The sequence below is a fragment of the Delftia sp. WSY_22 genome, assembly GCF_043104185.1.
GTDB lineage: Bacteria > Pseudomonadota > Gammaproteobacteria > Burkholderiales > Burkholderiaceae_C > Comamonas > Comamonas tsuruhatensis.
In genome coordinates, this window is sequence record NZ_JBICKN010000040.1 from 21,253 (window position 1) to 39,342 (window position 18,090).

At 67.2% G+C, this 18,090-nt stretch carries 15 protein-coding genes; 4 read left to right on the forward strand and 11 right to left on the reverse strand.

Translation table 11 applies throughout. The annotated features are described in order from the left end of the window. The first annotated feature begins 10 nt into the window (after window positions 1-10). Together ACF8NF_RS19950 and ACF8NF_RS19955 are read left to right on the forward strand one after the other, a co-directional pair. On the forward strand, window positions 11-1,336 hold the full coding sequence (locus tag ACF8NF_RS19950) for a serine hydrolase (RefSeq protein ID WP_185070594.1): 1,326 nt from the start codon (window positions 11-13) through the stop codon (window positions 1,334-1,336). Between the two features lie 118 nt (window positions 1,337-1,454). Beyond that, window positions 1,455-3,251 carry a methyl-accepting chemotaxis protein gene (locus tag ACF8NF_RS19955; protein ID WP_392451117.1) on the forward strand — a complete coding sequence of 599 codons (1,797 nt, stop codon included), beginning with the start codon at window positions 1,455-1,457 and terminating at the stop codon, window positions 3,249-3,251. A gap of 32 nt (window positions 3,252-3,283) precedes the next feature. Here ACF8NF_RS19955 and ACF8NF_RS19960 read toward each other — a convergent pair whose 3' ends face one another. Next, window positions 3,284-4,264, reverse strand: coding sequence for a DNA-binding protein (locus ACF8NF_RS19960; RefSeq protein ID WP_392451118.1), 981 nt, complete (start codon window positions 4,262-4,264; stop codon window positions 3,284-3,286). A gap of 253 nt (window positions 4,265-4,517) precedes the next feature. Between ACF8NF_RS19960 and ACF8NF_RS19965 the strand changes: the two genes are divergently transcribed. Next, on the forward strand, window positions 4,518-5,669 hold the full coding sequence (locus ACF8NF_RS19965) for a site-specific integrase (protein ID WP_392451119.1): 1,152 nt from the start codon (window positions 4,518-4,520) through the stop codon (window positions 5,667-5,669). 45 nt (window positions 5,670-5,714) lie between these two features. Here the strand turns inward: ACF8NF_RS19965 and bioB are convergent, their stop codons facing one another. After that, window positions 5,715-6,776: a biotin synthase BioB gene (bioB, locus tag ACF8NF_RS19970; protein WP_012205605.1), complete on the reverse strand. Its 1,062-nt coding sequence runs from the start codon at window positions 6,774-6,776 to the stop codon at window positions 5,715-5,717. Window positions 6,777-7,191: 415 nt separating this feature from the next. On the opposite strand from bioB, the gene ACF8NF_RS19975 reads away from it, so the two are divergent. Further along, entirely contained in the window at window positions 7,192-9,171 is a 1,980-nt protein-coding gene (locus ACF8NF_RS19975; protein ID WP_392451121.1) for a UvrD-helicase domain-containing protein, read from the forward strand. 6 nt (window positions 9,172-9,177) lie between these two features. Here ACF8NF_RS19975 and ACF8NF_RS19980 read toward each other — a convergent pair whose 3' ends face one another. The 9 genes from ACF8NF_RS19980 to edd form a co-directional block, all read right to left on the reverse strand. Then, complete coding sequence (locus ACF8NF_RS19980; protein ID WP_013802423.1) at window positions 9,178-9,648, reverse strand: VOC family protein; 471 nt, start codon at window positions 9,646-9,648, stop codon at window positions 9,178-9,180. 87 nt (window positions 9,649-9,735) lie between these two features. Then, window positions 9,736-10,578 carry a YdcF family protein gene (locus ACF8NF_RS19985; RefSeq protein ID WP_392451122.1) on the reverse strand — a complete coding sequence of 281 codons (843 nt, stop codon included), beginning with the start codon at window positions 10,576-10,578 and terminating at the stop codon, window positions 9,736-9,738. 9 nt (window positions 10,579-10,587) lie between these two features. Then, window positions 10,588-11,424: a lectin gene (locus tag ACF8NF_RS19990; RefSeq protein ID WP_047474826.1), complete on the reverse strand. Its 837-nt coding sequence runs from the start codon at window positions 11,422-11,424 to the stop codon at window positions 10,588-10,590. Window positions 11,425-11,580: 156 nt separating this feature from the next. Continuing rightward, on the reverse strand, window positions 11,581-12,345 hold the full coding sequence (locus tag ACF8NF_RS19995; protein ID WP_034366961.1) for an enoyl-CoA hydratase: 765 nt from the start codon (window positions 12,343-12,345) through the stop codon (window positions 11,581-11,583). Further along, window positions 12,342-13,529, reverse strand: a complete 1,188-nt coding sequence (locus tag ACF8NF_RS20000) for a CaiB/BaiF CoA transferase family protein (protein WP_392451123.1) — start codon at window positions 13,527-13,529, stop codon at window positions 12,342-12,344. The genes ACF8NF_RS19995 and ACF8NF_RS20000 overlap by 4 nt, the downstream gene beginning before the upstream one ends. Before the next feature lie 9 nt (window positions 13,530-13,538). Further along, the gene (locus ACF8NF_RS20005) at window positions 13,539-14,522 is read right to left on the reverse strand and encodes a tripartite tricarboxylate transporter substrate binding protein (protein WP_016453427.1); all 984 of its coding nucleotides are present in this window, start codon (window positions 14,520-14,522) and stop codon (window positions 13,539-13,541) included. A 110-nt stretch (window positions 14,523-14,632) separates the two neighbouring features. Then, a complete protein-coding gene (locus tag ACF8NF_RS20010; protein ID WP_209801704.1) occupies window positions 14,633-15,535 on the reverse strand; it encodes a LysR family transcriptional regulator in 903 nt (300 codons plus the stop codon). An 87-nt stretch (window positions 15,536-15,622) separates the two neighbouring features. Next, complete coding sequence (locus tag ACF8NF_RS20015; RefSeq protein WP_016446061.1) at window positions 15,623-16,261, reverse strand: bifunctional 4-hydroxy-2-oxoglutarate aldolase/2-dehydro-3-deoxy-phosphogluconate aldolase; 639 nt, start codon at window positions 16,259-16,261, stop codon at window positions 15,623-15,625. Further along, window positions 16,246-18,072 (reverse strand): phosphogluconate dehydratase, encoded by a 1,827-nt coding sequence (edd, locus tag ACF8NF_RS20020; protein ID WP_016446060.1) that lies wholly within the window; start codon window positions 18,070-18,072, stop codon window positions 16,246-16,248. The genes ACF8NF_RS20015 and edd overlap by 16 nt, the downstream gene beginning before the upstream one ends. Window positions 18,073-18,090: the final 18 nt, after the last annotated feature.

Below are 18,090 nucleotides of genomic sequence, written 5' to 3' on the forward strand. Positions count from 1 at the left end.
GGTTGCCGCCATGCAGCTCAAACATTTCGCCGGTGCCCTGGCTGGCAGCCTTGTGTTCGCCACAGCCACGGCAGGGGTCACCGCAGCCAAGACCCCCTCCTATCCCGATGCCGATGCCAGCGACCCCGCAAAGCTGGGCTGGATGGTGGGCTCGCCGCCACCGCCGGACCGGATGCTGCGCTTCGACGACGGCTCCTATTTCCAGTTTCCCGCCATGCGCTGGAGCGTCTCGCACTTTCGCCAGCTCATGCCCACGGTGAATGTGTCGCGCGGCCTGGCGCCTGCGGCGCCGCTGGCCCAGGCGCTGCGCGAAGACATTGACGAGTTGCGCTTCACGCCATTGGGTGCCAGCCAGCCCATGACCTGGCGCGATTCGCTCAAGGCCAACTACACCGACGGCATCGTGGTGCTGCACAAGGGCCGCGTGATCTATGAGCGCTACTTCGGCGTGCTCAAACCCGAAGGCCAGCACGGCGCCATGTCGGTGACCAAGTCCTTCGTCGGAACACTGGCGGCCATGCTGGCTGCCGAGGGGCAGCTCGACCCCTCGCGCCGCGTGTCGGAATACGTGCCCGAGTTGGCGGCCTCGGCCTTCGGCAACGCCACGGTGCGCCAACTCATGGACATGACCACGGGCATACGCTTCAGCGAAGACTATGCGGACCCCCAGGCCGAGGTCTGGGCGCACGCGGCAGCGGGCAACCCGCTGCCCAAGGCCAAGGACTACACCGGGCCGCGCAGCTACTACGAATTCCTGCAGACCGTGAAGCCCGAAGGCGTGCACGGCAAGGCCTTCGGCTACCGCACGGCCAACACCGATGCGCTGGGCTGGGTGCTGGCGCGCGTGAGCGGCCAATCGGTGGCCGATCTGCTGTCCGAGCGCATCTGGAGCCGCCTGGGCGCCGAGCAGGATGCCTACATGTCGGTGGACTCCACGGGCACGCCCTTTGCAGGCGGCGGCCTGAACCTGGGCCTGCGGGACCTGGCGCGCTTTGGCGAGATGCTGCGCAACCGGGGCCAGTTCAACGGCCAGCAGATCGTTCCCGCAGCCGCCGTGGACGACATCCGCCGTGGCGGCGATGCGGCGGCCTTTGCCAAGGCCGGCTACAAGCTGCTGCCGGGCTGGACCTACCGCAACATGTGGTGGGTCACGCACAACGCCCATGGCGCCTTCGCAGCGCGCGGCGTGCATGGCCAGACCGTCTACATCGATCCCAAGGCACAGATGGTGATTGCGCGCTTTGCCTCCCATCCGGTGGCTGGCAATGCGGCCAATGACCCGACCTCGCTGCCGGCCTACGAGGCGCTGGGCAGGCTGCTGGCGGGGGAGCGCTGAAGGGGAGCGAATTTCCCGCATAGGCTTCGGCGGCCAGGGGGCACCGCCTGCAAGAACGCGTATTGTCAAGAAAATTTGCTAACGTATGTAGCATCTTCTTGCAATAAGTAATTCTTCTATGTTCCAGTCCCTGCGTGCGCGACTCATCGCGCTCAGCGTGGCCATCGTCACCGTGGCCATGCTGGCCCTGGCCATTGCCAACTTCCTCACGGTTCAGCGCCATGTGCTGTCCACCCTCGACGACCAGAGCCGCCAGCTCGTGAACGCCCAGGCCCAGGTGCTGGGCGAATGGGTGGCGACCAAGCGCCTGCTGACGCATACGCTGGCCCAGGCCGTCGATACGCCGGACCCGCGTGCCGTGGTCCAGGCGCTGCGCGACGGCGGCGGCTTCTCGGATGCCTACTTCGGCTACACCGACAAGCGCATGTTCTTCCTCAACGAGATGGCTGCCGACTACGACGTGACGGCCCGCCCCTGGTTCAGGCAGGCGCTCAAGGAAGGCCGCCCCATCGTGACGGCGCCCTATCTGTTTGTCTCTCCACCCGAAGTGGGCGTGACCTTTGCCGAGCCCGTGGGCCCGGCCGGCAATCCCGTCGCCGTGGTCGGCACCGACGTGCTGCTGACCACGGTGGTGCGCACCGTGGGCGCCATCCGGCCCACGCCGGGCAGCTTTGCCTTCTTGGTGGATGAGGCCGGTGCCATCGTCACCCATCCCGATCCGGCACTCACGCTCAAGCCCGTCTCCGCGCTCTCGCCCCAGTTGGGTGCCGACGCCATCCAGGCCCTGCCCAAGGCGGACTCCGGCATGCGCACGGCCATCGGCGGCAAGGACTTCCTGTTCTACGGCCAGGGCGTGCCCGGCACGGACTGGCAACTGGTGGTGGCCGTGCAGCGCGACGAGGCGCTGTCCGCGCTGGGTTCGCTGCTCAAGGTGTCGGGCGCCATCGTTGCCTTTTCGCTGATCCTGGCGATTGCGCTGCTGGGCGCCGTCATTGCCCGCGTCACGCGCCGGCTGGCCGTGGTGCGCGATGCGCTGGAAGACATCGCCTCGGGTGACGGCGATCTCACGCGCCGCCTGTCGGTGCAAGGCAATGACGAACTGACGCAGATCGCACGTGCGTTCAACCACTTCACCGACAAGATCGCCTCGGTGCTGGTGCGCATCCGGGAATCGTCCGAGACCGTGCGCCATGCCTCCACCGAAATCGCCAGCGGCAACCAGGACCTGTCGGCACGCACCGAGCAGCAGGCCAGCTCGCTGGAGGAAACGGCTGCCGCCATGGAGCAGCTCACGGCCACCGTGCAGCACAACGCCGAGAATGCGCGCCAGGCGCGGCAACTGGCCAGCAGCGCCTCCGACATCGCCACGCATGGCGGCACGGTCGTGGACCAGGTGGTGCGTACCATGGGCGGCATCGAACAATCCTCGCACCGCATTGCCGACATCATTGGCGTGATCGACTCCATCGCGTTCCAGACCAATATCCTGGCGCTGAACGCCGCTGTGGAAGCAGCCCGTGCCGGTGAGCAGGGCCGCGGCTTTGCCGTGGTGGCCTCTGAAGTGCGCACGTTGGCCCAGCGCAGCGCCACGGCCGCCAAGGAAATCAAGGCGCTGATCGATGACTCCGTGGGCCAGGTCGATGCCGGCAGCCGGCTGGTGCAGGACGCAGGCGCCACCATGGGCAAGGTGGTGGAAAGCGTGCAGCGCGTGACCGCCATCGTCACCGAGATCAGCAATGCCAGCCAGGAACAGAGCACGGGCATTGCCGAGATCGGGACCGCCGTCAGCCAGATGGACCAGTCCACCCAGCAGAACGCGGCCCTGGTCGAAGAGGCCACGGCCGCCGCCCAGTCGCTGCAGCAGCAGGCCGCGCAGCTGGCGGATGTGGTGGCGGGGTTCCGGCTCCAGTCCTGACCGGGCCCAGCCAGGGGCGCAGGCCCTGACTGCTAGCCCCGCCTGTCCTTGAGGCGCGTCATGGAGCGGCGCGCCGCAGACAGGCTTGCGCGCCGGCCCATGGGCAGTCCAGCACCCGCCTCGGGCACGGCCGCACCGGCCAATCGCTGCTGCGCCTGCAGCAGGCTGCGAAGGTCCGCTGCCCGCTCCTGCGCCAGGGCGGCCGCATTCTGGGCGGTCTGCAGCTGGGAATGCAGGCTCAGCTGCTCCTCCTCGCTCTTTTCATAGCGGCTTTGCAGCTCTGCAAGGCGGGTCGCTGCCTTGCGCTCCTGCTCGGTGGCGGCCTTGCGCGCAGCCGCCAGTTCCTGGCGTGCGCGGTCCACCTCATTGAGCATGTGGCGCTCATTGCCCGCGTACTGCTCGGCCATGCGCTGGCGCTCGAGCGCGGCGGACTGCATTTCCTCGCCATGCTTTTGCTGCAACGCCTCGCGCTGGCGGGCGGCTTCGGCCAGCGCATCGCGCATTTCTTCCAGGCGTTCGTCGCGGTCCTGCAGCTGCTGCTGCATTTCATCCAGCCGGCGCGACAAGTCCTGCGACTGGGCCTGGGCCACTTGCAGGGCCTGGTCCATGGCCTCTTTCTGCGCTTGCATGGACGCCTCGCGCCGCGCCATTTGCTCCTGCTGCTCCTGCAGCTCGGCCTGCGTGGCCTGTGCCGCTTCCTCCCGGGATTGCAGGGCGGCGCGGGCGGCCTCCATGGCCTCTTCCTGGGCAGCGTCCCACAGCTGCTGCGCCAGGCGCTGAACGGGATCGGGCACCGACGACGGCAGCAGCTCGTCCTGCCCTGCCGCCACGCCCAGGCGCTGGCCCAGCGTGGCAAACCAGGTCTCCAGCATGGGGCTGACGGTATTCGGCGAGCCCCGGCCAATGTGCTGGCGCACGCGCTCGATGGTCGGCCGCAGGCCCTGGGCGATCAGGGCGTCTGCCGCGGCCCAGACATCGGCTTCCTGCACGCCACGGGTGGATGTTTTCTGCATATCGTGAACTATTTCCAAGATTACCAACGATAAGAGGTTGTTATCGTGAGTTATTTTAAATTCATGTAATACATCATATGTTAGATGTATTAAATATTACATATGAAATTTTCATACAGTATGGATGCGCACATTACACGGATTTGTGGCGCAAAAAGGCTGCTCCTGGTCGCTGGAAAGTGAACTTTGCGTCGTGCCGATCGCTGCAGGCCCGCAAGGTATTGCCCGGGCGGCGTCGGGCGACAATCCATGGATGCGCACCGGCCCTTTTTCGCTGACCTCCCGACCTCAGCCCCTGGACGACATCCAGGAAGGCAACGCCCTGCCGTCCGCCGGCCTGGAGCCTGCCGCCCGGCAGGCCGTGCGCGAGCTGATGCACGAGGGCGAATCCGCCAACACCAGAAACAGCTACCAAAGCGCCATGCGCTACTGGTCCGCCTGGCATGCGCTGCGGTTTGACCGGCAGATGCAGCTGCCGCTGGATGTGGCCTGCGTGCTGCAATTCATCATTGACCATGCCCAGCGGCAGACCGGCGCGGGCCTGGCCAGTGAAATGCCGATGCACATCGACCGCGCCCTGGTCGAGGCCGGATACAAGGCCCGCGAAGGCCCCCTGTCGCACAACACGCTGGTGCACCGCATGGCGGTGCTGTCCAAGGCCCATCAGGTGCATGGACTGGCCAACCCCTGCCAGGACGGTGCGGTGCGCGAGCTGATGTCGCGCACGCGAAAGGCCTATGCGCGGCGCGGTGAAGGCCCCGCCAAGAAGGATGCGCTGACGCGCGACTTGCTGGAGCAATTGCTGCAGACCTGCGATGACAGCCTGCGCGGCCGCCGCGACCGTGCCCTGCTGCTGTTCGCCTGGTCCAGCGGCGGGCGCCGCCGCTCGGAGGTGGCCGGGGCCGACATGCGCCACCTGCGGGCCGTGGGGCCGCAGGAATTCATCTACACGCTGGCCCACTCCAAGACCAACCAGTCCGGACGGGACGCGCCCGAGAACCACAAGCCCGTGACCGGGCGCGCGGCCCAGGCGCTGGCCGATTGGCTGCGTGCCGCCGCCATACAGGAAGGGCCGATCTTCCGGCGCATCCGCAAGGGCGGCCATGTGGGCGAGCCCCTGTCACCGGCCGCCGTGCGCGACATCGTGAAGCAGCGCTGTGCGCTGGCGGGCGTAGAGGGAGATTTCTCGGCGCATTCCCTGCGCTCGGGCTTTGTGACCGAGGCCGGGCGCCAGAACGTGCCCCTGCCCGACACCATGGCGCTGACGGGGCACAGCAGCGTCAATACGGTGCTGGGCTATTTCCGTGCGGATTCCGCGTTGAGCAACCGTGCGGCTAGGCTGCTCGATGCCGGCGACGACGATGCGGCCGCCGCCGCGCAAGGCAGCGGCCGGCCGCAGCGCTGAGCTGCCGGCTCAAAAGAGCTCAAAAGCCCCAAAAAGCCCCAAGGCTCACTCCTGTACCGAGGTCCGCGTGCCGCTCAGGCCCAGCTTGCGCAGCAGCGTGGTGTCGGCCTCCACATCGGGGTTGCCGGTCACCAGCAGCTTGTCCCCGTAGAAGATGGAATTGGCGCCGGCCATGAAGCACAGGGCCTGCACGGCGTCGCCCAGTTGCTGCCGGCCTGCCGACAGGCGTACGCGCGCCGTGGGCATGGTGATGCGCGCCACCGCGATCACGCGCACGAAGTCCAGCGGATCGACAGGCTCGCTGTCCGCCAGCGGCGTGCCGGGCACGCGCACCAGGCTGTTGATGGGCACGGATTCGGGATGGGGGTTGAGATTGGCCAGCTGGGCGATCAGGCCCGCGCGGTGCACGGGCGCCTCGCCCATGCCGATGATGCCGCCGCAGCACACGCTGATGCCTGCGCCGCGCACGGCCTTGAGCGTGTCCAGGCGGTCCTGGTACTGGCGCGTGCTGACGACGTCCTGGTAGTACTCGGGCGCGGTGTCCAGGTTGTGGTTGTAGTAGTCCAGGCCCGCTTCGCGCAGCGACTGCGCCTGGTGGGGCTGGAGCATGCCCAGCGTGGCGCAGGTCTGCATGCCCAGGCCCTTCACGGCGCCGATCAGCTCGTTCATCTTCTCGATGTCGCGGTCCTTGGGCGCGCGCCAGGCCGCGCCCATGCAAAAGCGCGTGGCGCCGGCATCCTTGGCCGCCTGGGCGGCGCGCGTGACTTCGTCCACGCTCATGAGCTTTTCTGCCTTGACGCCGGTGTCGAACTCGGCCGCCTGCGGGCAGTAGCCGCAGTTCTCGGGGCAGCCTCCGGTCTTGACCGACAGCAGCGTGGCCAGTTCGATATCGCCCGCAGGCCAGTGCTCGCGGTGCACGCTCTGGGCCTGGAACATCAGGTCCATGAAGGGCTTGTCCAGCAGTTCCTGGATGGCCTGCACGCTCCAGGCGCCTTCAAACGGCAGCGTGTCGCTTTTGGAGGGGCGTGCATGCCATTGCAGGGGGCTGCCGGCCGCAGGCTGTGCGGAGGTGGCGGAAGTCGTCGGGGTGGTGCTGCAGGCGGTCATCAAAAACTCCTCTGTGGGTCTGCTTTTTTCATTCTGATGAGCAAAAAAAGCCTTGGGAATGAAAAAGCCGGCTCCTTGGCAAAAATAGTTGCCCCGTTTTCATGGCCTGCAAAAAAAGCGAACTTCGCTTATTTTTGAGCGATGTTGGGGATGTTTTGGCAGAAGTTCTTCTCGGTGACTTCTTCTTGCCGCAAGCACGCGGCCATTGGCGGTCAACATCGCTCAATTGTCCGATGAGCGCTTCAAAAGATGCGTGGACAGGCGCGGCAACGGATTCCCAATACCTGCCAGATGCCTCTCCAAAACGACCACAATGGATGCCCGCCGTCGTCGCCACGGCGGCTTTCAGCCCTGCCGGCCTGCGGCTGAACCCGCTTCCCTCTGCTTTCGCCGCTTTTGCTCAGATTTCCCTCACATGTCCCTGCGCTCCCTGGAATTTCCTACCGATCACGGCAAACCGCTGCTGCTCTCGCGCGAACAGCAGGCCATCCTGGCGCATGAGGGGCGTTCGGCCATCGTGGCTGCGCTGGCGGGAGTGGGCAAGACCACGACGCTGGCCTGCAAGGTGGTCCAGGCCTGCCGCAGCGGCCAGGCCCAGCGCATCCTGGTGCTGGCCTATTCGCGCTCCGGCGTGGCGGCCTTTCACCACCGGCTCAAGCAACTGGTGCGCGAAGTGCCGCCCCAGGTACAGATCACCACGGTGGAGCGCTGGGCGGCCCAGCAGATCCGCCGCCGCGACCCTGCGGCCCGCTTTCTGGCCGACCGCGTGGCACTGCAGGCCCGTGTGCGCGAGGCCCATGATGCGCTGCGCGAGCGACTGGCCTGGCAGCCCGACCCTTTGTTCGAGCAGCCCGGCGATCTGGATCTGGACGCCTTCTGGGACTTCAACCTCAGCGCCAAGAAGTCGTTGCTGCCCCAGCGCCTGGCCGAGGAAGGCATGGGACTGGCGAGTTTCTGCGAGGAGTATTTGCTCGACTATCGCCTGGCCTGCCTGTTCTTCGAGTACGAGCGCCGCCGCATCGATCACTGCGGCGACCCGCTGTACTACGCCGAAGGCGACTGCAGCCATGCACTGGCCAGCGACGCCCTGCAGGGCCAGGCGCTGGACCTGCCGCGCTACGACCTGGTGGTGTTCGACGAGATGCATGACCTGGACCCGGCCTCGCTGCAGGTGCTGCGAGCCCTGGTCGGAACCAGCGGCTGCGCATTCCTGGGCGCAGGCGACTTCAACCAGCACATCGAGGCACAGGCCTGGTCCGTGTTCCGCGACAAGCTCCACCAGCTCGATGATTTCCTGCCCCAGGCCACGGCCACGCTGGCGCTGACCCAGTCGCGCCGCTTCGGCCCGCAAGTGGCCAAGGCCGTCAATGCGCTTTTCAATGTGGGCCTGACAGCGGCGCCCACGCGCTTCAGCACCGTGCACCAGCTGCAGCACTCCGACGACAGCGAGTGCATTGACCAGCTGCTGCAGATCCAGGCCAGCCTGGCACGTGCCACCGAACCCGCTGCGCCGGGCGAGCCGCCTTCTGGCAGCGCGCGCAATCCCTCGCTGACCGTGATCCTGCGCCACGAGCAGGACGCCTGCGCGCTGGAATGGGCCATCCACCGCGCCGGCAAGTCCGCCAGCTTCTACGGCTTCAAGCGTTTTTACCTGCAGCGCGAGATTGCCCTGCTGCTGGGCCTTTGCTATGCACATGGCATGCAGGCGCTGTCCTGGAAGGCCGAGACCAGCGTGCTGGGCAGCGAGATCCTGGCGGCCTTCGTGGAAGGTGCGCTGTTCTACGGCAAGGGCAGCGTGGATGGTGCCGACATGGCCGATCCGTCAAGCCGCCATACGCTGGCCCAGCGCATGGCAGGCGAGATGCTGCACAACCCGCAGATCATCTGGCGCTTCCTGAGCGACCAATCGAGCCTGCAGGGCGGACAACGCAACTTCCAGGCCTTCGGCAGCTTTCTGCAGCTGCCGCTGGCCCTGCAGTCCGATGCGCGGGGCCTGCTGGAGCAGGCCGATGTCTGGGGGCTGTTTGCCGGCGTGGCCCTGTCTCAGGCCCAGTCGGCGGCCTTGCGTCAGCGCGTGGAGGCTTTCATGGATTCGGTGGCGGGCATGACCGTGCCCGACATGCTGGCCCAGGTGGCGGCCATGGCCACGCGCTTCGAGCGTGCCGTGCGGGCCGAGCGCGGATTCGACTTCCATCTGAGCACCATCGAGGAAGCCAAGGGCAAGGAGTACGACCACGTCGCCCTGCCCTTCATGGAGCCTGGCCGATTTCCGGCGACGGCCCCGCACGTGCTGGCCTTTCTGGAGCGCAACCGCCTGTACGTGGCCATGACGCGCGCCAGAAAAAAGCTGTGGCTGCTGGAACATGTCCAGCGGCGCGTACAGCCTTTTGCCTGAGGCGCCTCAGCCCAGCGCGGCGATCACCTCGGCCGGCGCCTGCACCAGCTCGATCAGCACGCCCTCGCCGGCAATCGGGAACTCGTCATTGCTCTTGGGGTGCAGAAAACAGATGTCGTAGCCGGCCGCGCCCTTGCGAATGCCGCCGGGCGCAAAGCGCACGCCCTGCTCCGTCAGCCACTGCACGGCCAGCGGCAGGTCGTCGATCCACAGGCCGATATGGTTCAGCGGCGTGGTGTGGACGGCAGGCTTCTTGTCGATGTCCAGCGGCTGCATGATGTCCACCTCCACCTTGTGCGCGCCTTGGCCCATGGCCAGGATGTCTTCGTCCACGTTCTCGCGCTCGCTCTGGAAGGTGCCGGTCTGGGTCAGCCCCAGCATGTCCACCCACAGGCGCTTCATGCGCTGCTTGTCGGTGCCGCCGATGGCCACCTGCTGTATGCCCAGAACCCGGAAAGGACGCTGTTCGCTTGCCACTGTCTCGCTCCTGTTGATGTATGAAGAATCACATTGTGGAGGCAAACCGGGGCACGCAAGGCGCAGCGGGCAATGCCGCCATGGGGCTCAGAACTCCCCCAGCACCCAGCCGCTGATCACCGCAAAGTACTCGCGCAGCCAGGCGTTGGCGCGGATCGTCGCCGGCGTGGGCGCGCCCACGGTGAAGGCCTGGCCGTAGCCGCTGCGCTCGGCGATCCAGCCCGCGCGCAGCGTATGGAAATCGCTGGTGACGATGGCAATCGCCGCGTCCGGGGCCACGCCGCGCTCCTGCAGCAGGGGCAGGCTCCACGCCAGGTTCAGCGCCGTGCTGGTACTGCGCTGCTCCATCAGCAGGCGTTCTGGCGCAATGCCGTGGCGTTGCTGCAGATAGCGCGCCATGACGGCGCCCTCGCTCTCGCTTTCCCCAAAGTCCACGCCGCCGCTGGTGACCACCAGCGCCTTGGGCTGGCTTGCAGCCAGTTCGGCGGCGCGGTCCAGCCGCTGGGCCAGCGTCAGCGACGGTTGTCCCTCACGCGTGGCGCTGCCCAGCACCACGATGGCCTGCACCGGCTGGTCAGGGGCCAGCCGGGAAGAAGCAGACAGCAGATGTGCCCAGAACAGCAGCAGGCTGGCCAGCCACATCGCCAACGCCGCCCAGCCCAGCCACCAGGCGCGCCGCAGCCAGGCACTGGCACGCAGCCTGCGCGCAATGGCCGCGCGCCAGAAGCTGCACGCCATGAACAGCAGGCCTAGCACCGCTGGCAGCGTCACGCCCAGATTGAACATGCCGCGCGCCATCAGCACCACGGCATCGCCCAGCAGCACGGCGCCAGTGATCAGGCCCAGCCACTGCAAGGCCCCCAGCCGCCGAATGCCCGCGACGGCGTTGCGGCCGGGCACTGGCCCGGGCGCGGCAGAGAGCTTGTGCAACAAGCGTCCTCAGTTCCAGCGCTGGTTGGGGCCGCCGGCGCAGGACCACACGATGACGGGCTGGCCCGGCCGGGCATTGCCGCCTTCGATGTCCAGGCACTTGTTGGCAAAGCGGCTGCGGATCTGTCCACGGCTCCAGTCCCATTTCTGGTTGGGCTGGTTGCGGCATTGCCAGGCGATCACGCGCGCGCCATTGCGCGTGCTTCCGTCGGCGACGTCCAGGCACAGGTCGCCCACGCGCATCTCGCCATCACGCGTCAGCGTGAAGCGCTGGTTTTCACCGCCGCTGCAGTGGTACACGATAAGGCCGTTGCCCGGGCGCAGGCCACCCGACACATCCAGGCACAGGCCGTTCTGGCCCCGCACCTCCCGTCCTCCCCACGACGGGTAGCCGGGCTGCTGGCCCGGGTAGCCCGGATAGTGGTCATCGTTCCATTGCTCGTCGCGTTCACGTTCGCGGTCCTTGTCGCGCTTGTTCGCCAAAATGGCGGCGCCGGCAATGGCTGCCACGGCGGCACCGGCGATCCATGCGCCCGTGTTGTCGCTTCCGCCTTCCTGGCCCTGCGCGCCCTGGGGCAGGCCGGTCAGGATGCGGAAACGCCCGCCGCAGCCACCCTTGACCCACATCTCCCGGCGGCCCAGGTCATAGCCCCAGTTCTGGTTGTAGCTGCAGTTGCCCGCCAAGGTCTCGACCAGTTGGACCTGCTGCGCGTCGTCGGGCAGGCTGTAGGTCTGATAACGACCGTTGGACATGAGCTGCACCGTCTCTTCGCCTGCATGCGCAGGCAAAACCGGCAGGATGAAGCTGCTGGCCAGCAGGACGGAAATGCATTTATTGATTTGCATGGGATTTCTCGGGCTGCGTTTATCTGAGGGGCGGCTACGCGCAGCAACCGGCCTTTTCTTTCAGGCCAAGAATGCAGCCACCGCCTCTTTCCAGGCTGTGGAGTTTAGCCAAGCAATTTGTAGGATTGCGCCAGATTCTGGCAAGGCTGGCTCAAATCATTGCCTGTTGAATCCCGCCACCCCCGCCCGAAACTCCCCACTCCCATACACCGCAGAAACCAGATCCTCATCATCCAGCCGCTGCTCCACGACGATGCGCCGCAGGCTTTCCTTGACTGCTGACTGGGTGGTTGCCGACAAGGCCATGAGCTGCTCGGCCAGCGCCTGTGCCTGGGCTTGCAATTGATCTGCCGGCACCACCGTATGCACGAACCCGCAGGCCTCGGCCTGCTCGGCTGACAGGTAGTCCGCCAGCAGCAGCATGCGCTTGACGCGTGGCACGCCCAGGCTGGCCACCAGGCGGGCGATGTTGCGTGACGACAGCGTGTTGGACAGCGTCTTGGCAATCGGCGCACCGAAGCGCGAGCCGGTGCTGCAGATGCGAAAGTCGCATGCCGTGGCCAGGGCCAGGCCGCCGCCCACGGCCCAGCCGTCGATGACGGCGATAGTGGGCACGGCGATGCGCTCCACGGCGTCGATCACGCGCTCCACGAAGGCTTCATAGGCAATGCCTTGCTGGCCGTCATGGAAGTCCTTGAAGTAGGCGATGTCTGTGCCCGAGATGAAGGATTTGCCGCCCGCACCGCGCAGCATCACGCAGCGGATGGCCGAGTCGGCCTGGCAGCGCTCCAGGGCCGTGAGCAATGCCTCGTACATGGGCATGCTCATGGCGTTGTGGCGTTCGGGGCGGTCGATGAGGATCTCGGCCGCGCCCCCGGCGTGAACGGTCAGCGCCACGGATTCATGCAGGGCGGTGCTCATGCGGCGGCCTTCAGTGCCTGGAGTTCGGCCATGATTTCCGCGTTGTGCTCGCCCAGCAGCGGCGGATGGCGGCGCACCTGCTGGGGCGTGCCGAGCATCTTGACGGGAAAGCCGATGTTCTTGACCTTGCCCTCGATGGGGTGGTCGATCTCCATGCACATGCCGCGGTGCCGGCCATGCTCGCCCTCGAAGGCTTGCGGATAGGTGAGCAGCGGGCCGGCGGGAATTCCGGCCTCCAGCATGCGGTCCACCCAGTCGGCGCTGTCGTGGTGGGCCAATTCCGCTTCCAGCTCGCCTATCAGTGCCTCGCGGTGCTTCAGGCGCAGCGCCACGGTGGCGTAGTCGGGGTGCTCGAGCAGATCGGGGCGCTCGATCAGCGCGCACAGCCTGGCCCAGAGTTTCTGGTTGGTGGCGCCCATGACGAAGTAGCCGTCGCGCGCCTTCACGGCCTGGTAGGGGGCGCTCATCTTGTTGCTGGTGCCCAGCGGCGCGGGCGGCACGCCGGTGCCCCAGTATTCGGACATGTCCCAGATCGAGAAAGCCATGGCCGAGTCGAACAGCGAGGCGTCTATGTGCTGGCCCTGCCCTGTCTTCTGCGCGCCGATGTAGGCGGCCAGCAGTCCGTAGGTGGCGAACAGTGCGCAACCGATGTCGGCCACGGGCACGCCGGCCTTGACGGGTTTCTCTCCCTTGTAGCCGGTGACGCTCATCACGCCCGACATGGCCTGGGCCATGAGGTCGAACCCCGGCCGCTGGGCCCAGGGCCCGCTCTGGCCGAAGCCCGAGATGCTGGCGTAGACGATGCGCGGATTGATGCGGCGAATGCTTTCATAGTCGATCTTCAGGCGCTGGACCACGCCGGGCCGGTAGTTCTCGACGATGACATCGGCTGTCGTGGCCAATTGGTAGAAGGCCTCACGCCCCTCCTCGCTCTTGAGGTCCAGCGTCAGCGACCGCTTGTTGCGGTTCATGTTCAGAAAGCCCATGCTGTCCGGGCCCTTCATCTTGAAGCCCATGGCGCCGCGCGTCTGGTCGCCGGTGCCCGGAGGCTCGACCTTGATGACATCGGCGCCCAGGTCGGCCAGCAGCATGCAGGCAAAGGGCCCGGCCATGACCTGGCTGACGTCAAGCACGCGTATGCCTTGCAGGGGCAGTTGTTGCGGGTTGGATTGGGGATTGCTCATGCCGGGTCCTCAGCTTTCTTCGGTCACTTTTGCGGCGCGAACGACGTCGCCCCACTTCTTGTATTCGGCAGCCATGAAGGCCGCGAACTTGTCCACGGAGCCGCCGCCGTCCTCCACGCCGTATCCGTCGAAGCGGCTGACCACGTCGGGCATGGCCAGCACGCGGTTGATGTCGGCATTGATGCGCTGGGCCAGTTCCCTGGACATGTCGCGCGGGCCGACGACGCCGTACCAGCTCGATGCGTCAAAGCCCTTGAAGCCTTGCTCGTCCATGGTGGGCATGGCCGGGAATCCCTTGGCACGGTTTACGCGGGTCTGGGCGATGCCCAGCATTTTTCCGGCGCGCACCTGGGCGGTGGCGGCCGTCATGGTGTCGAAGCTGAAGTCGATCTGGCCGCCGATGAGGTCGGTCTGCATGGGGCCGGAGCCCTTGTAGGGCACGTGGATGCTCTTGACGCCGGCCGCCATGTTGAACATTTCGGCCGCCAGGTGCTGTACCGAGCCCGTGCCCGACGAGCCGAAGCTGATCTTGCCGGGGCTTTTGCGGCACAGCTCCACCACCTCCTGCACCGAGCCATGGCTGTTCCTGCTGCTGGTCACCAGGATGTGGGGCGTGGCGCCGATGAGGGCGATGGGCGCGTAGTCCTTGAGCGGGTCATAGGTGATGGACCTGAAGATCTGCGGCGAGATGGCATGGGTGTTCACATGGGCCATCAGCAGGTTGATGCCTTCGGTGAAGCGCGTCCTGGCGAAGTACTCGGCCGCCAGCGAGCCGGTGGCGCCGGGCTTGTTCTCCACGACCACGGGCCTGCCCCAGACCTCGGACAATTTCTGGCCCACGATGCGCGCGAACACATCGGTGCCGCCACCGGGCGCCCAGCCCACCAGGATCTTGACGGGGCCCTTGGGCAGGTCGGAGCCCGGGGGCGAGGCCCCTGCCCAGGGAGCGGCCAGCGCGGCGGCGCCGGCCGCGATGAAGTCGCGGCGTCTCATGTCTGTCTCCTGCACATCGTTGTAGTGCAGCCACTGTCGCCGCGCGCCGGATTCGCCGCAAGCCTGTGGAACGCATGCCTGGTTTCGCCATATGCGAAACCGTGACGCTCTCAGTTCGCCTCGGAGGCGGGATGCAGCAGCGCCGCCACCACGTTGTGCAATGCCTGTTGCTGGGCCTGCCCTTCGATGAAGGACAGCACATAGCTGCGCTCGTGCCAGTCGCCTTCCAGCGCGGCCCAGCCCAGCTCCGGCCCGGGGTGGAAGCTGCGCAGCACGCCTGGCGGCATCAGGCCCACGCCCAGGCCTTCGCGCACCAGGGCCAGCATGGTGTCGAAGCCGCTGACCGTGAAATCATTGCGGAACACCCTGCCCCGGCTGTGATGGGCACGGCGCAGGGCATTCAGGATGGCCGAGCCCCGGCCCAGGCTGACGATGCGGCACTCCAGCAGCCGGTCCAGCTCCACGGGCTGGTCGCCGAAGCTGAAATGCCTGCGGCTGTAGACCAGCACCAGGCTGTCGCGCCGGTAGTCGGCGCGCGGCAGGTCCACGAATCCGCTGGTTTTCTCGAAGATGCCGATGTCGATGACCTTGTCGCGCAGCAGTTGCTGGACGATGCGGCTGTTTTCTTCCATCACCTGCAGCGTGATGTGGGGATAGCGGCGCTGGGTGGCCGCGATGTCGGCGGCCAGGAACTGCAGGATGGCCGACTTGGGCGCGCCGATGATGATGCGGCCGTCACGGCCGCGGCCCAGGGCCTGGGCATCGCCCTCCAGGCGATCGACCAGGTTGCCGATCTGACGGATATGGGCCAGCAGCTTGAGGCCGGGCTCGGTGGCCTGCACGCCATGGGGCTGTCGCTTGAACAGGCGCGTGCCGAGCTGGGCCTCCAGATCACTGAGCCGCCGCGAGGCCGCCGCCACCGCCAGCTGCAGCCGGTCGGCAGCGCGCGAGATGCTGCCCTCCTCGGCAATGGCCAGCACGAGCTGCACGGTAGTGGAGTCGATCTTCATCATGGCGGCGGCCCTCTCGTCTGGCTTCTCGTCTGGCTGGAGGGCGACGATTGTGCCGCAGCGCCCCGCTGCGTCCCACCGGCCCTTTCGTCAGGCTTTGCGCAGAGCCTTGGCCTGGCGGGCCAGCGCCGTGATGCGGCTCCAGTCGCCCTGCTCCAGAGCATCCGTGGGCACCAGCCAGGAGCCGCCCACGCAGACCACATTCTTCAGGGCCAGGAACTCCTGGGCATTGGCCGGCGACACGCCGCCCGTGGGGCAAAAGCGCACATCGCCGAACGGACCCTGCCAGGCCTTGAGCATGGCCGTGCCGCCCGCCTGCACGGCTGGGAAGAATTTCAGCTCGTTGAAGCCGTCGGCCTGGGCGGCCATGATCTCGCCGCTGGTGGCCACGCCGGGCAGCAGCGGCAACTGCAGGTCCTGGCAGGCCTGGCCCAGTGCGCTGGTGTAGCCGGGGCTCACGGCAAAGCGCGCGCCAGCATGGGCACAGGCGCGCGCATCGGCTGCGCTGCGCACGGTGCCGGCGCCGACGATGGCCTCGGGCACGGCGCGTGCAATGGCCTCGATGCTGGCCAGGCCCTGGGGCGTGCGCAGCGTGACTTCCAGCACGCGGATGCCGCCCGCGACCAGGGCCTGGGCCATGGGAACGGCATGCGCGAGGTCGTTGAGAACGATGACCGGGATGACCGGCGCGTCCTGCATGAGCTCCAAGGCCGTCAGTCGTTGATCCATGTGCAAGCTCCCTCTTCTGCGCTGAGCGCGTGGCGCCGGAATCCGGCAAACAGTTCGCGGCCGAAACCCCGGCCATTGGCTTGGCGCAGCGTCCGGGGCATGGTGGCCACCAGGCGTTGCTGCCATTCGGATTCATCGACCAGCACGGCCAGGGTGCCGGCCACGGCGTCCAGGCGCACCAGGTCGCCATCGCGCAGGCGCGCCAGCGGCCCGCCCACGCAGGCCTCGGGCGAGACGTGGATGGCGGCAGGCACCTTGCCCGAGGCGCCGCTCATGCGGCCGTCCGTGACCAGGGCCACCTTGTAGCCCTTGCCCTGCAGCACGGCCAGGGGCGGAGTGAGCTTGTGCAGCTCGGGCATGCCATTGGCGCGCGGCCCCTGCCAGCGCACTACGCAGATGACATCGCGGTCCAGTTCGCCGGCCTTGAAGGCCTGCTGCAGCGCTTCCTGAGAGTCGAAGACGCGTGCGGGCGCCTCGACCACATGGCGGTCCTCGGGCACGGCGCTGACCTTGATCACGCTGCGCCCCAGGTTGCCGGACAGCAGCTTGAGCCCACCCGTGGCGCTGAAGGGCGCATCGGCCGGGCGCAGCACGGACAGGTCGCCGGAGACTTCGGCCGCATGCCAGGCCAACTGGCCGTTGTCCACGGCCGGAATGCGCGCGAACTCCTGCAGGCCATCGGGCCGCACGGTGAGCACATCGCCATGCATGAGGCCGGCCTTGAGCAACTGGCCGATCACATAGCCCGGACCGCCTGCGGCCTGGAACTGGTTCACGTCGGCGCTGCCATTGGGATAGACGCGGGCCAGCAGCGGCACCACGCCCGAGAGCTCGGAAAAATCGTTCCAGTCGATGGTGATGCCCGCAGCGCGCGCCACCGCCACCCAGTGGATCAGGTGGTTGGTGGAGCCGCCCGTGGCCAGCAGGGCCACCATGGCGTTGACGATGCAGCGCTCGTCCACCACGCGGCCGATGGGGGCGAAGCGCTTGTTCCTGGTGATGGCCAGCACGCTGCGCATGGCCTCGCGCGTGAGCAGTTCGCGCTCGCCGTCGGCCGGGTTGATGAAGGCCGTGCCCGGCACGTGCAGGCCCATGGCCTCCAGCAGCATCTGGTTGCTGTTGGCTGTGCCGTAGAAGGTGCAGGTGCCTTCGCCATGGTAGGCAGCCGATTCGGCGGCCAGCAGCTCCTTGCGGCCCACCAGGCCCTGCGCGGCCTGTTCGCGCACCTTGGCCTTGTCGCCGTTGGACAGGCCCGAGGTCATGGGTCCCGCCGGCACGAAGACCGTGGGCAGGTGCCCGAAATGCAGGGCGCCGATCAAGAGGCCCGGCACGATCTTGTCGCAGATGCCCAGCATCAGCGCAGCGTCGAATACGTCGTGCGAGAGCGCGATGGCCGTGCCCATGGCAATGGCATCCCGGCTGAACAGGCTCAGCTCCATGCCGGGCGCGCCCTGGGTCACGCCGTCGCACATGGCGGGTACGCCGCCGGCGACCTGCGCCGTGGCGCCCAGCCTGCGCGCCTCGTCCTTGAGGATGTCGGGATAGCGGGCCAGCGGTGCGTGGGCCGAAAGCACGTCGTTGTATGCGGTGACGATGGCGACGTTGGGCGCCTTCTCCTCCACGATGCGTATCCTGTCGCCGCCTGGAATGCCCGCAAAGGCATGCGCCACGTTGGCACAGCCCATGGACTGCGCGCCGGGCGGGCGCGCGGCCATGGCGTCCACCTGTTCCAGGTAGGCGGCACGTGATTCGGCACTGCGCTCGCGGATGCGGCGCGTGACCTGGTCGACGATGAGGTGGATGGTGCTCATGGGGTGTCCTGCGGATGC

Excerpts from the sequence above, each read along its gene's own strand:
- ACF8NF_RS20015 (WP_016446061.1), bottom strand. The coding sequence starts at position 16,261 with ATGGATCAACGACTGACGGCCTTGGAGCTCATGCAGGACGCGCCGGTC.
- ACF8NF_RS19975 (WP_392451121.1), top strand. The coding sequence starts at position 7,192 with ATGTCCCTGCGCTCCCTGGAATTTCCTACCGATCACGGCAAACCGCTG.
- ACF8NF_RS19960 (WP_392451118.1), bottom strand. The coding sequence starts at position 4,264 with ATGCAGAAAACATCCACCCGTGGCGTGCAGGAAGCCGATGTCTGGGCC.
- ACF8NF_RS19955 (WP_392451117.1), top strand. The coding sequence starts at position 1,455 with ATGTTCCAGTCCCTGCGTGCGCGACTCATCGCGCTCAGCGTGGCCATC.
- ACF8NF_RS20010 (WP_209801704.1), bottom strand. The coding sequence starts at position 15,535 with ATGATGAAGATCGACTCCACTACCGTGCAGCTCGTGCTGGCCATTGCC.
- ACF8NF_RS19965 (WP_392451119.1), top strand. The coding sequence starts at position 4,518 with ATGCGCACCGGCCCTTTTTCGCTGACCTCCCGACCTCAGCCCCTGGAC.
- bioB (WP_012205605.1), bottom strand. The coding sequence starts at position 6,776 with ATGACCGCCTGCAGCACCACCCCGACGACTTCCGCCACCTCCGCACAG.
- ACF8NF_RS20005 (WP_016453427.1), bottom strand. The coding sequence starts at position 14,522 with ATGAGACGCCGCGACTTCATCGCGGCCGGCGCCGCCGCGCTGGCCGCT.
- ACF8NF_RS20000 (WP_392451123.1), bottom strand. The coding sequence starts at position 13,529 with ATGAGCAATCCCCAATCCAACCCGCAACAACTGCCCCTGCAAGGCATA.
- ACF8NF_RS19995 (WP_034366961.1), bottom strand. The coding sequence starts at position 12,345 with ATGAGCACCGCCCTGCATGAATCCGTGGCGCTGACCGTTCACGCCGGG.
- ACF8NF_RS19990 (WP_047474826.1), bottom strand. The coding sequence starts at position 11,424 with ATGCAAATCAATAAATGCATTTCCGTCCTGCTGGCCAGCAGCTTCATC.
- ACF8NF_RS19950 (WP_185070594.1), top strand. The coding sequence starts at position 11 with ATGCAGCTCAAACATTTCGCCGGTGCCCTGGCTGGCAGCCTTGTGTTC.
- edd (WP_016446060.1), bottom strand. The coding sequence starts at position 18,072 with ATGAGCACCATCCACCTCATCGTCGACCAGGTCACGCGCCGCATCCGC.